Here is a 10,884-nt window from a genome sequence, read left to right on the forward strand (position 1 = left end):
CCCGCTCATCGGCGGGGGACCAATCCGGGACGGGGCCGTCCCCTGCACGGGTTACTCCCGGCCCCGTCCCGGACCATGTTTCTGATGGAGTGTTCGAAGTCGCCATGCTCGCCACCGCCGACGATATGCGCGCCCGCTTCGGCGAGGACGAGCTGGTCCAGCTGACGGACCAGGCGGCATGGAACGACCAGGCCGTCGCCGCGATCGACGTGAAGATCGCGACCGCCACCTCCATCGCCGAGGGCTATGTCGCCAAATATTACGCGCCCGCGCCTGGCCGCACCATCCCGCCGCTGCTGACCGAGATCGTCTGCGACCTCGCCTATGTCCGCCTGCACAAGGCGATGACCGAGGACCTGAAGGACCGCCGCGACCAGGCGATGAAGCTGCTGCGCGACATCTCCACCGGCCTGCAGAAGATCGACCAGGGGCGGCAGGACATCCCGGCCCGTCAGGGCGCCGTCATTGTCCCCGATCGCGAGCGCACCTTCAGTCGCGATTCGCTGGAGGGCTTCTGATGGCGGGCGCCGGCATGGAGCTGACCGTCGAGGGCCTGGTCGAGGTCGAACGCCGCCTGGCGCGCCTGGCCGACCAGCTGGGAGACCTCACGCCGCTGATGGACATCATCGGCATGGAGATCGAGGTCGACATCGAGGAGAATTTCGAGGGCGAGCATTCGCCCGCCGGCATCCCCTGGCCGAAGTCGGGCCGCGCGCGGGAGACGGGCGGCAAGACGCTGACCGACACGCGCCGCCTGCGCGGGTCGATGACCCACAATGCCGGGCCGCGCCGCGTCGAGGTGGGCACCAACGTCGTCTATGCCCGCCGGCACAATGACGGCTGGTCCGGAACCGAGCAGGTCGCCAGCCACCAGCGCACGATGCGCGAGGTGTTCGGCGTCGAGCTGGCCGAGCCGATCGTCGTCACGGTCAAGGCGCACAGCCGCAAGGCCAACACCCCCAAGCGCGAATTCATCGGTGTTTCGGCGGACGGGCTGGAGGGCATCCGCGGCCATGTCGCCGACTATCTGGAGCTGGAGCAGTGACCGGCGCGCTCCTTTCCATCGCCCTGATCTGGGCCGGCTTCTCCGCCGTGCTCTGGACGCTTCAGTCGGACGCCAAGGGCGGGCTGATCGACATCGGCTGGCGCGACCGCGCCGTCGCGCTGCTCTGGCTGCCGCTGCTGATCGGCCTCGGCCTCTGGAGCCTGCTTTGCTGGGTCCATGACGGCTTCCGGTGGTTCGGGGGACGGTGCGCATGATCGCCGCGATCGAACTGGCGATCCTCGCCCGCCTGCAGACCATGGAGCCGGCGCTGGGCTTTGCCTGGCGCCGCCGCGAGACGCTACCCGAGGACTGGGAGTCCTATCTCGGCGAGTTCAAGGGCGAGATCGGCGGGCCAGCCGTGTGGGTCGGCTTCACCGGCTGGTCCAATGCCGAGCGGCTGAATGACGAGCTGGTGGTCGACGGGACATTCGGCCTGGTGGTCGCGAACCGCAGCGCGCGGCCGAACGAGCAGGCCAATCGCCATGGCGGTCCCGATCCGGCCAAGGAGCCGGGCAGCTATCGTCTGGCGCTCGGCGCCGCCGCCGTGCTGGCCGGCCAGATGCTGGACCTCGACCTTTACGAGCCGCTGGAGGTGGGCGACGCGACGCCGCTGAAGCGCACGGCCATGATGAAGGAGCTGAAGCTCTCCGCCCATGCGCTGATGCTGTCCTGCCGCTTCCCCGTCCAGCTGGCCGGCGACGGCGACGATGGCGCGCTGGAGGCGCTGCACGTCAACTGGGACATCCCGGCCTTCGCCATGCCCAACCCGGTCGACCGCGACCTGGTCCAGCCCGGCGTCCAGCTGGCCGACGACTTCCACGCCGACGCGACCGATCACATCGCCCTTCCCCAGGAGACCGACCCGTCATGAACGACCTTCGCTATTTCCGCCCGCAGGAGGGCCTGACCGTCCGCGATCCGACGGACGGCCAACCCCTGCCCGCCTTCGGCAAGGGCATCGTCTGGTCCAGCTACTGGCAGCGCCGGCTGGATGACGGCGACATCGTGCCGACCGACGAGAAGAGCGTGCTGGCAGGTACGGCGAAGGCTGAAGCCGCCGCCGAAAAAGCCGCCGGGAAGAAGGGAGACGCCTGATGAACAGCTTCGCCTTCGACCAGATCGCGTCCAACCAGCGTGTGCCGGGGAGCCAGGTCGAGATCAGCAATGTCCGCGCGCTGCAGGGCCTGCCGCCCGCGCAGTACAAGCTGCTGCTGATCGGCCTGTGCTACAACATCTTCAACCCCAGCAGCGTCGCCCCCGTCCGCATCACACGGCCCGAAGACGGCGCAGTGCTGGGCGGGCGGGCGTCGATGATCCACGCGATGTGCGAGGCGGCGCTGGCGGCCAATCGCGATGTCGAGCTGTGGGCGCTCCCGGTTGCGGAGAACCCGGCGGGCACGCCGGCGACGGGCACGATCACGATCGGCGGCCCCGCGACCGGCGCCGGCACGATCGCCCTCATGATCGGCGGCCAGCGGATACAGGTGCAGGTCGCCAGCGGAGCCTCCGCCAACACCATCGCGGCGGCGCTCAACAGCGCGATCAACGCCTTCGGCGACCAGTATGTGACGTCGACGGTCGCGGCCAATGTCGTGACCCTGACGGCCCGCCATACAGGCGCCTATGGCAACGACATCGACGTGCGCACTAACTATTTCGACGGGGAGAAGCTGCCGGCCGGGGTCACCGCGACGATCGTCGGCATGGCCGGCGGCACGTCCAACCCGGACCTGACCTCCATCATCGCGGCCCTGGGCGACGAGCAGTACCAGGCCATGGCGATCGGCCTGGCCGACGCGGCCAACATCTCCGCGATCGACGTGGACCTGGCCGACCGGTGGGGGCCTGGCCGCCAGATCGAGGGCCGCGCCTATTTCGGAGCGTCGGGCAGCTTCTCAACGCTCAGCAGCTTCGGCGCGACCCGCAACGGCATCCATTCGACGATCGTCGGCGGCAACAAGCTGCCCGATCCGCCGTGGAAAGTGGCGGCGGCGTTCGCCGCGGTCGCGGCCTACAACCTGCAGATCGACCCTGCCCGCCCGCTGACCGACCTGGTCGTGACGGGGATTCGCGCGCCGCGGCTGGAGCATCGCTTCACGCGGACGGAGCGCAACCTGCTGCTGCGTGACGGCATCTCCACCTTCCGCGTCACGCCGGCCGGAGAGGTCGCGATCGAGCGGCTGATCAGCTGCTACCAGGTCAACGCCGCCGGCTTCGACGATCCCAGCTATCTGGACGTCCAGACGACGGCGACGCTGGGTTATATGCGCAGCAGCTGGCGCGCCCGCATGGCGCAGAAGTTTCCGCGCGCGAAGATGACCGCCGACACGATCGCGGCTGTCCGGGCGGAGACGATCGCGCTGGCTCGCGACTGGGAGGATGCCGGCCTGATGGAGGATGTCGACGGCTTCCTCGCCGGGCTCGTCATCGAGCGCGACAGTGGCAACCCGACGCAGCTCAACATCCTGATGACGCCGGACACCGTCAACGGGCTGCTCCAGCTCGCCGCGCGCATCGAATTCATCCTCTGAGAGGCGCCTCAGGGGCCAGTGAAAGGACAGTAAGACATGGCGAACAAGAACCAGGTCATCGGCCGCGCCAGGGTGAAGGTGAACGGCCAGCTGATCGAGACGGCCGGCGACACCACCTTCGATCCTGGCGGCCTGACCCGCGAGCCGGTGGCCGGCGACTATGAGGCGGCGGCGTACCGGGTGAGCGAGATCCGGCCGGCGCGGCTGGAGATCAACCTGCTGACCAAGGCCGGCTTCAGTGCTCTCGCCTGGGGCGCGATGGAGGACGAGACCGTCTCGGTCGAGTTCGACAACGGCCAGAGCTGGGTCATGCGCAACGCTTATGCCGAACGCACGCCGCAGATCACGACCAGCGACGGCCGCGCCCAGGCGATCGCCTATTCCAAGCCGGCCGAGCAGGTGCGGTGATGGAGGGCCGTCGCAAGGAAGGGGAGCGGCCGAGCTTCCTCAACAAAGACCTGAGCTATGACCTGCTGGTGCCGAAGACCTATCGGGTCGGCGAAACGGAGCATCGGGTCGACCGCGTGCAGCTGCGGCGGCTGACCGGCATGGATATGCGAATCCTGGAGGAAGCGCGCCCCTACACCGACCGGCTGTTCCGGATCGTCTCCGACATGGCGGACCTGCCGATCGTCGTGATCGAGAAGCTGGACGCCGTCGACATCGACCGGATCGACGATTGCCTCGGCTATTTCAGGGAGCCTGGTTCGGTAACTGGCGCGACCTCCTAGCCGAGCTGGTGCTCGTGGGCGGCCTGTCGATCGCGGAAGCTTGGGCGCTCGACGACGTCGAATTGGAGTTCTGGCTGGACCAGGCGGAACGCATCGCCGCCATGCGCGGGGGGAATGAATGAAGCTCTCCATGATCATCGAAGCGCAGGACCGGGCGTCGCGCCCGGTCGAGCGCGTCGAGGACGCCGTCGGCGGCCTGGGCCGTACGATCCGGGGGACCGGATCGGAAGTCGGGCGGCTCGATCGCCGTATGGGGGCAATGACATACCAGGCCCACGGCGCATCGGCTGAGCTGCGGCGGCTCAACCAGATCGGCGTGGCCGTCGCTCGCTCCACCGGGCGAATGAACCAGGGCATGGTGCGCACCACACGCTCGGCCGGGCGCCTGGAGCGCGGCGCGCGCAGGGTCGGCGCCGGCCTGGCGGGCATGTCGCGGCGAGGCATCCGTGCGCTCGACGGGCTGGTCCGCCGCTTCGACATCACGAACGAGCGGATGGAGAAGCTGGCGTTTTCGACGGGAACGCTGATCGGCACCACCATTCGCGGGGCCGTCGTCGGCGGCGGCGCTCTCGCGGGAACGGGCGCGATCGCCGCTCTCTATAAGGTCGCGACTGCCGGCATGGAGATGGAGGGCTTTCGTACCCAGCTGGAGGGGCTGGAGGGGTCAAGCGCTGCCGCAGACCGTGCACTGCAATGGGTGGCAAAATTCGCTGCAAGAACGCCCTATGAAATGAACGAGGTCATGGAGGCCTTCATCGCCCTGAAAGCATACGGCATCGATCCGACCAGCGGATCGCTGCGGACGCTTGGCGATGCCGCCGCTGGTATGAACCGACCGATAATGGACGCCGTCGAGATGATGGCGGATGCAGTGACGGGCGAGTACGAGCGGCTGAAGTCCTTCGGCATCCGGGCATCGGTCGCGGGCGACAAGGTAACGTTGCGATGGACCCGGAATAGCAAGGAGCTTTCAAAAACGGTCAAGGCAAGCTCGACCGAGATACAGCGGGCTTTGTCTCAAATTCTGGATGAGCGTTTTGCCGGCGGGATGGATCGGCGAGCGAAGATCACGGCAGGAAAAATCTCCAACATCTGGGATTTCGTGAACAGGCAGGCCGCGCGGGTTTGGGAGGGCGGCCTCGGCAAAGAGGTGAACCGCCAGTTCGACCGCCTCCTGGGCACCATCGACAGAATGGAAAAGGACGGCTCTCTGCAGGCCTGGGCCGACAAGACGGGTGCCGGTCTCGGCGACCTGGTCGCCACGATCGGCAGCGCCGACTGGCCCCAGATCGGCCGCGACTTCGTCACTGTGGCTGGCGGGGTGCGCGACCTGGCCAATGCCATCATCTACCTGAGCCGGAAAGCGCGCGAGGCGGGCCGGATCGACATGACGCCGCTGCTCCCGCTCCCGCTGCAGATGACCCGTCGCGCGTTGGACGGATGGCAGGCCTATCAGCACGCCCGCAACGCCCCGCCGCGGGCGTCCGCTGCCATGCCGGCCAACCGTCAGCCGCTGGCGCCGCTGCGCCGTGACAGGCTGTTGCCGCAGCCCGCGCGGCCGACCAGGCAATCGCCGCTGTTGCCCGGCCAGGCGCCGGTCAAATGGCCTTCTCCGCCCACCGGCAAGATGGAGATCTCCGTCAAGACCGACGCCGGCACGACGGCGCGCGTGACCAAGGTCGCGTCCACCAATCTGGACCTGGACGTCAACACCGGCCGCGCCATGGGAGCCTTCGCATGAACGCGCCGGCCGGATGGCAGAAGGGCAGCTTTCGCGGCGTCCCGTTCCGCACCGAGGACGGGGAATCGCGCGGCGGACGTCGCGGTGTCGTGCACGAGTTCCCCCAGGCGGAAAAGCCCGTTTGGGAAGATTTGGGCCGCGCAGGGCGCAGCTTCTCCTTCCAGTGCCATGTCGTGGGCGCCGACCATATCGCGGAGGCGAACGCGCTGGCCGATGCGCTCGACGCGCCCGGCGCCGGCACGCTGATCCATCCGTGGCTGGGATCGATGCAGGTCGCCGTCCCCGGCTGGTCGCGGCAGGACAGCACGATCGACGGCGGGATCACGCGCTTCTCGATCGAGTTTGTTGAAACCGGCCTGCCGGCGCCGGCCGGGCCGACCGCCGACACCCAGGCGCAGGCGATCGCCGCGGCCGACGAGGCGCAGGCCGCCGCGCCGGGCCTGTTCGCCGACACATTCTCGGTCGCGGGCGCCACCGCCTTCGTCGAGGCCGCCGCCGGCTATCTCGTCACCGGAGCCGCATCCCTGACCGCGATCCAAGGCGGACTGCTGGGCGGCGCCGGGCCGGCGCTGCGGGCCTTCGAGGCGGGGCTCGACCTGCTGGGCGGAGCGGGCGTCCTGATCCGCCAGCCGATCGAGCTGGGGCTGGCCGTCGTCGGCCTGGTTCAGACGCTGTCGGTGATCGGTGGGTCCGGCTCCGCGCGGGCCGGGGCTTTCCGCGTACTGACCGACTGGGGCACAGATCTCGATCCCGTCATCGGCACGACGCCGGCACGGGCGCGCGAGCGGGCAAACCAGGACGCGATCGTGCAGCTCGTCAACCTCTCCGCTTCGGCCGAGCTGGTGCGCTGCCTCGCCGGCACATCCTTTGCCTCCTATGACGACGCGGTCGCGGCGCGCGACGACGCGGCCGACCGGCTCGACCGGCTGGCGCTGCGCCAGGCCGATGCCGGAGACGATGCCGGCGCCGCTCAGTACGACGCGCTGCGCCTGGCCGTGACGGCCGACCTGACCGCACGGGGCGGCACGCTGGCGCGGCTGATGACCTACATGCCCGCAATCACTGAACCGGCGCTGGTGATCGCCCAGCGCCTCTATGGCGATCCCGCCAAGGTGGAGAGCCAGGCGGCCGAGATCGTGGCGCGCAACCGGATCGCGCATCCGGGATTCGTGGGCGGCGGCGTACCGCTCCAGGTGCTGAGTACGGAGGCCGGCAATGACTGAGCCCAGCTTCGACCTTGCCACCGTTATGGCGACTTATGGCGGATCGGACGGCAAGCGCACGCTCGCCCTCTTCGAAGAGCTGCAGGCGAGAGGTCCGATCGGCATCGTCGCGCTCAACCTGTTCCGGGCATGCAAGAACAGCGAAAGAGCGAAAACCTATCGCGGCGGGATTCGCGGGCGCGGCTCGTACCGGTCCATGGCCTATGACCGGAAAGGCTGGGCGATCGACAATCTCTGCAGCGTGCTGGCCGAGCATGCCGAGGCGCTCGAGATCGCCTGGGGCTGGGGCGTCGATTGTGACACGACCGGCTTCAACCAGGTCCTCTATGTCGAGATCGCCACCGGCCAGGTCAGCTTCCATTCGCCGCGCCGTGGGGCCGGGCCGGATTATGCCGGCGAGTGGGATGGCGTGCGCGGCCAGGCGTCGACACGCATCTGCTGCTTCGTTGCCGATATCCTGAAGTTCGCGCCGGAGGTGGCCCTTGGCTGACCTTCCCGATCTTTCCGAACGCGTCGAGCTGGCGATCGGCGGCAAGCTGTATGCCGGCTGGACCGATGTGCGGGTGACGCGCGCGCTGGACGCGATGTCCGGTGCCTTTTCGCTGTCCCTGTCCAGCAAGGACGATGCGGCGGGCCAGCTGCTGGAGGTGGCGCCGGACGATCGCTGCCAGCTGCGCATCGGCGGGGACGTGGTCGTCGACGGCTGGGTCGATGCGGTGTCGCCGTCCATCGATGCCGGCTCTCATGGCATCCAGGTCGAGGGCCGCGACAAGACCGGCGACCTGGCCGACTGCTCGGCCGTCCACAAGCCGGGCAGCTGGTCCAACGCCAAGGTCGAGCAGATCGCGGCCGAGCTGGCCCGCCCCTTCGGCGTCGCCGTCACTGCCAAGGCATCGACCGGCGCCGCGATTCGCAGCTTCGCGCTCCAGCAGGGGGAGACCGTCGCCGCCGCGCTGGAGCGGCTGCTGCGTTTCCGCGGGTTGATCGCGGTGCCGACGGCATCGGGCGATCTGGAAATCACGACGCCGGAGACGGGCGAACCGGTCGCGACCTTGGAGCTGGGCGTCAACATCAAGTCCGCCAACGGCCGCCACGACCATCGCGAGCGCTATTCCGATTACATCGTCAAGGGCCAGGCGCGGGGCGACGACGAGCGCCACGGCAAGACGGTCAGCCAGATCAGGGGCGAGGCGAAGGATGGCGGCGTGCGCCGCTACCGCCCGCTGCTGGTCATGGCAGAGGAGCAGAGCGACGGGCAAAGCGCGCAAGTCCGCGCCAAGTTCGAGGCGGGCATGCGCGCCGGCCGATCGCGCGGCGCGGATATCGTCGTCGCGGGCTGGCGCACGGCGCCGGGGGGCGCGCTCTGGCGGCCGAACAGCCGCGTGCGGGTGAAGTGCCCGCCGGTCAAGATCGCCGACGAGGTGATGCTGATCGCAGCCGTCACCTTCAGCAAGAACGACGGCGACGGCACGACGGCGACCATCACCGTGGCGCCGCCCGAGGCCTTCGCCCAGCTTCCGGAAAAGGAGGCGGCATGAGCTTCGCGCGCATGATGGAGCCGCTGGCCGGCCGCATCCGAATGATGGTCGGCCGCGCCGTCCTGGCGGCGATCGACGACGGGAAGACGCTGCAGACGCTGCAGATCGAGCTGGCGGCCGACGAGACGCAGGACGGGGTGGAGCATTTCCAGCCCTACGGCCTGTCCTATCATCCCAAGCCTGGCGCGGAGGCGATCGCGCTCAGCGTCGGCGGCTCGCGCAGCCACGCGGTGGTGCTGGCGGTCGCCGATCGCCGCTATCGCTTGATCGGCCTGCAGGAGGGCGAGGTCGCCCTGTATGACGACCAGGAGCAGAAAGTGCTGCTCGGCCGCGACGGCATCGTGATCGCGAGTCCGCTGGGCGTGACGGTGCAGACGGACGGCGACTTCACCGTCGACGCACAGGGCAATGTGTCGATCAAGGCCGGGGGCGAGGCGCTGGTCGACGGCAGCTCCATCCTGCTCGGCGAAGGCGCCAGCCTGGACGCCGCGCGCAAGACCGACACGGTCAACTCCACACAGATCACGGGCGGGTCCGGAAAGGTGAAGATCGCATGACCGATTGGGAAACGATGGTGGCGATCGCGCGCGCACAGGCGCTGCAGCAGGCCAAGATGTTCGACCTGCGCTATTTCGAGGCCGAGGATGAGCGCAGTCTCCTGATCCAGCTCGTCGGCAAGAAGGATGCGGGGGGCGAGCCCTATCATCCGATGCGGATCGAGACGCAAATCTGGAAGCCCCTCAACGCGGACCACGGGGTCGCCGACGTATCCACCGATCGAGGGAGGTGGATGGCATGAGGGCGGCCTCTCCCAAGAAGCGTGGCCTGCGCAGCTGGCGCAGGGTCGACGTGACGCCGGACAATATGGAAATGGTCGGTGCGAAACTGCGCGAATGCGGAACCATGGGCGGCGAAGGCGAGCCGGTCCAGGCGCATGCGCATTTCGATCGACAGGGCCGGCTGCGCCGCATCCACGCGGCCTATGAAAATGGGTGGCGCGTCACCATCAACATTCGCCTCGATGGCTCCTACTCGCTGAGCCAGGCGATCAAGATCGTGTCAAAACCGAAGGGCCACATGCCGGCATGACCGATATCGCCCTTCATTTCCGGCCTGGCGCCTGGGGCGCGGACCTCGCCATCGAGGGCGGCGACCTGGCGACCGATGACGGGCTACGCACGGCCGTCATCATGTCGCTGTTTACCGACGCCCGGGCGCGCGAGGACGATCCGCTGGCGGACCCTACTGCCGATCGGCGGGGCTGGTGGGGCGACTGTGCCAATGCAGACCGCAACGACCGGATCGGATCGCGGCTGTGGCTGCTGGCCCGCGAAAAGGTCGTGCCGGCGACCGCGACCCGCGCGACGGATTACTGCCGCGAGGCGCTGGCGTGGATGGTCGAGGACGGCCTCGCCGCGTCGGTCGAGGTCGAGTGCACGTTGTTGCCGGTCACCGCTGCCCGCCGCAGCGGCGCGATGCTGATCGGCGTTGCGCTGACCCGGCCGTCCGGCGCCCGCCAGGCGATCGATTTCCTCTGGGACGCCGAGGCGAACCGGCTGCTCAGCGAGGAGACCGCATGACCTTCCAGCGGCCGACCCTCTCCCAGATCATCGCGCGCATCCAGGGCGATATCACGGCTCGGTTGCCCGGCGCCGACAGCCGGATGCGGCGCAACGTCCTGGACGTGCTGGCTCGTGCCTATGGCGGCGCCGTGCACGGCGCCTATGGCATGCTGGACGATCTGTCGCGATTCCTGCCGGACGTGGCCGACGGCGATCGCCTGGTGCGCTGGGCTTCGATCTTCGGCCTCACCCGCAAGGCGGCCGTCGCCGGCCAGGGCAGCGTCATCCTGTTCGGCTCGAACGGCGTCACCGCGCCGATCGGCACCGTCCTGGTGCGCTCGGACGGCGCCCGCTACGTCACCACGGCCGCCGCGACGATCACGGGCGGCAGTGCGGTGGCGCCGGTGACGGCCGAGGGCGCCGGTGACGCCAGCGCGATGGACGCGGGCCAGTCGCTGACCTTTCTGTCGCCGATCGCCGGCATCGCGGCGATCGCGACCGTCGCTGGCGGGG

Annotated in this window: 17 protein-coding genes; all 17 read left to right on the forward strand. The window is 68.9% G+C overall.

Features of this window, described 5'->3' with window-relative positions:
* The coding region (locus M529_RS47765; protein WP_236617682.1) for a DUF1320 domain-containing protein at window positions 1-518 on the forward strand (518 nt) is incomplete at its 5' end.
* Window positions 518-1,045: a phage virion morphogenesis protein gene (locus M529_RS47770; RefSeq protein WP_021318181.1), complete on the forward strand. Its 528-nt coding sequence runs from the start codon at window positions 518-520 to the stop codon at window positions 1,043-1,045. The genes M529_RS47765 and M529_RS47770, both read left to right, overlap by 1 nt.
* Window positions 1,042-1,260, forward strand: a complete 219-nt coding sequence (locus tag M529_RS36375; RefSeq protein WP_021318182.1) for a hypothetical protein — start codon at window positions 1,042-1,044, stop codon at window positions 1,258-1,260. The genes M529_RS47770 and M529_RS36375 overlap by 4 nt, the downstream gene beginning before the upstream one ends.
* Complete coding sequence (locus M529_RS36380) at window positions 1,236-1,916, forward strand: phage protein Gp37 (protein WP_161626349.1); 681 nt, start codon at window positions 1,236-1,238, stop codon at window positions 1,914-1,916. Before M529_RS36375 ends, M529_RS36380 begins: the two co-directional genes overlap by 25 nt.
* Window positions 1,913-2,140: a DUF2635 domain-containing protein gene (locus M529_RS0124690; protein ID WP_021318184.1), complete on the forward strand. Its 228-nt coding sequence runs from the start codon at window positions 1,913-1,915 to the stop codon at window positions 2,138-2,140. The genes M529_RS36380 and M529_RS0124690 overlap by 4 nt, the downstream gene beginning before the upstream one ends.
* Window positions 2,140-3,576 carry a phage tail sheath subtilisin-like domain-containing protein gene (locus M529_RS36385; protein WP_021318185.1) on the forward strand — a complete coding sequence of 479 codons (1,437 nt, stop codon included), beginning with the start codon at window positions 2,140-2,142 and terminating at the stop codon, window positions 3,574-3,576. Before M529_RS0124690 ends, M529_RS36385 begins: the two co-directional genes overlap by 1 nt.
* A gap of 36 nt (window positions 3,577-3,612) precedes the next feature.
* On the forward strand, window positions 3,613-3,984 hold the full coding sequence (locus M529_RS36390; protein WP_021318186.1) for a phage tail tube protein: 372 nt from the start codon (window positions 3,613-3,615) through the stop codon (window positions 3,982-3,984).
* Complete coding sequence (locus tag M529_RS36395; protein WP_021318187.1) at window positions 3,984-4,307, forward strand: phage tail assembly protein; 324 nt, start codon at window positions 3,984-3,986, stop codon at window positions 4,305-4,307. The genes M529_RS36390 and M529_RS36395 overlap by 1 nt, the downstream gene beginning before the upstream one ends.
* Window positions 4,308-4,425: 118 nt before the next feature.
* Window positions 4,426-6,048: a tape measure protein gene (locus M529_RS49740; protein ID WP_021318189.1), complete on the forward strand. Its 1,623-nt coding sequence runs from the start codon at window positions 4,426-4,428 to the stop codon at window positions 6,046-6,048.
* The gene (locus M529_RS36405; RefSeq protein WP_021318190.1) at window positions 6,045-7,271 is read left to right on the forward strand and encodes a DNA circularization protein; all 1,227 of its coding nucleotides are present in this window, start codon (window positions 6,045-6,047) and stop codon (window positions 7,269-7,271) included. The genes M529_RS49740 and M529_RS36405 overlap by 4 nt, the downstream gene beginning before the upstream one ends.
* Window positions 7,264-7,761, forward strand: a complete 498-nt coding sequence (locus M529_RS36410; RefSeq protein WP_021318191.1) for a hypothetical protein — start codon at window positions 7,264-7,266, stop codon at window positions 7,759-7,761. Before M529_RS36405 ends, M529_RS36410 begins: the two co-directional genes overlap by 8 nt.
* Entirely contained in the window at window positions 7,754-8,809 is a 1,056-nt protein-coding gene (locus tag M529_RS36415; protein ID WP_021318192.1) for a phage baseplate assembly protein, read from the forward strand. The genes M529_RS36410 and M529_RS36415 overlap by 8 nt, the downstream gene beginning before the upstream one ends.
* Window positions 8,806-9,366 (forward strand): phage baseplate assembly protein V, encoded by a 561-nt coding sequence (locus M529_RS0124705; RefSeq protein WP_021318193.1) that lies wholly within the window; start codon window positions 8,806-8,808, stop codon window positions 9,364-9,366. Before M529_RS36415 ends, M529_RS0124705 begins: the two co-directional genes overlap by 4 nt.
* Window positions 9,363-9,608: a hypothetical protein gene (locus M529_RS36420; RefSeq protein ID WP_021318194.1), complete on the forward strand. Its 246-nt coding sequence runs from the start codon at window positions 9,363-9,365 to the stop codon at window positions 9,606-9,608. The genes M529_RS0124705 and M529_RS36420 overlap by 4 nt, the downstream gene beginning before the upstream one ends.
* Complete coding sequence (locus tag M529_RS36425; protein WP_021318195.1) at window positions 9,605-9,898, forward strand: hypothetical protein; 294 nt, start codon at window positions 9,605-9,607, stop codon at window positions 9,896-9,898. The genes M529_RS36420 and M529_RS36425 overlap by 4 nt, the downstream gene beginning before the upstream one ends.
* Entirely contained in the window at window positions 9,895-10,389 is a 495-nt protein-coding gene (locus tag M529_RS36430; protein ID WP_021318196.1) for a phage GP46 family protein, read from the forward strand. The genes M529_RS36425 and M529_RS36430 overlap by 4 nt, the downstream gene beginning before the upstream one ends.
* Window positions 10,386-10,884 (forward strand): baseplate J/gp47 family protein (locus tag M529_RS36435; RefSeq protein WP_021318197.1); only part of this gene is annotated, 499 nt, incomplete at its 3' end. The genes M529_RS36430 and M529_RS36435, both read left to right, overlap by 4 nt.

It is taken from the genome of Sphingobium ummariense RL-3, assembly GCF_000447205.1.
Lineage (GTDB): Bacteria > Pseudomonadota > Alphaproteobacteria > Sphingomonadales > Sphingomonadaceae > Sphingobium > Sphingobium ummariense.

Bases quoted from the DNA above. Each gene is read 5' to 3' on its own strand.
- M529_RS36385 (WP_021318185.1), top strand. From the start codon at position 2,140: ATGAACAGCTTCGCCTTCGACCAGATCGCGTCCAACCAGCGTGTGCCG.
- M529_RS36405 (WP_021318190.1), top strand. From the start codon at position 6,045: ATGAACGCGCCGGCCGGATGGCAGAAGGGCAGCTTTCGCGGCGTCCCG.
- M529_RS0124690 (WP_021318184.1), top strand. From the start codon at position 1,913: ATGAACGACCTTCGCTATTTCCGCCCGCAGGAGGGCCTGACCGTCCGC.
- M529_RS36430 (WP_021318196.1), top strand. From the start codon at position 9,895: ATGACCGATATCGCCCTTCATTTCCGGCCTGGCGCCTGGGGCGCGGAC.
- M529_RS49740 (WP_021318189.1), top strand. From the start codon at position 4,426: ATGAAGCTCTCCATGATCATCGAAGCGCAGGACCGGGCGTCGCGCCCG.
- M529_RS36395 (WP_021318187.1), top strand. From the start codon at position 3,984: ATGGAGGGCCGTCGCAAGGAAGGGGAGCGGCCGAGCTTCCTCAACAAA.
- M529_RS47770 (WP_021318181.1), top strand. From the start codon at position 518: ATGGCGGGCGCCGGCATGGAGCTGACCGTCGAGGGCCTGGTCGAGGTC.
- M529_RS36390 (WP_021318186.1), top strand. From the start codon at position 3,613: ATGGCGAACAAGAACCAGGTCATCGGCCGCGCCAGGGTGAAGGTGAAC.
- M529_RS36425 (WP_021318195.1), top strand. From the start codon at position 9,605: ATGAGGGCGGCCTCTCCCAAGAAGCGTGGCCTGCGCAGCTGGCGCAGG.
- M529_RS0124705 (WP_021318193.1), top strand. From the start codon at position 8,806: ATGAGCTTCGCGCGCATGATGGAGCCGCTGGCCGGCCGCATCCGAATG.
- M529_RS36410 (WP_021318191.1), top strand. From the start codon at position 7,264: ATGACTGAGCCCAGCTTCGACCTTGCCACCGTTATGGCGACTTATGGC.
- M529_RS36420 (WP_021318194.1), top strand. From the start codon at position 9,363: ATGACCGATTGGGAAACGATGGTGGCGATCGCGCGCGCACAGGCGCTG.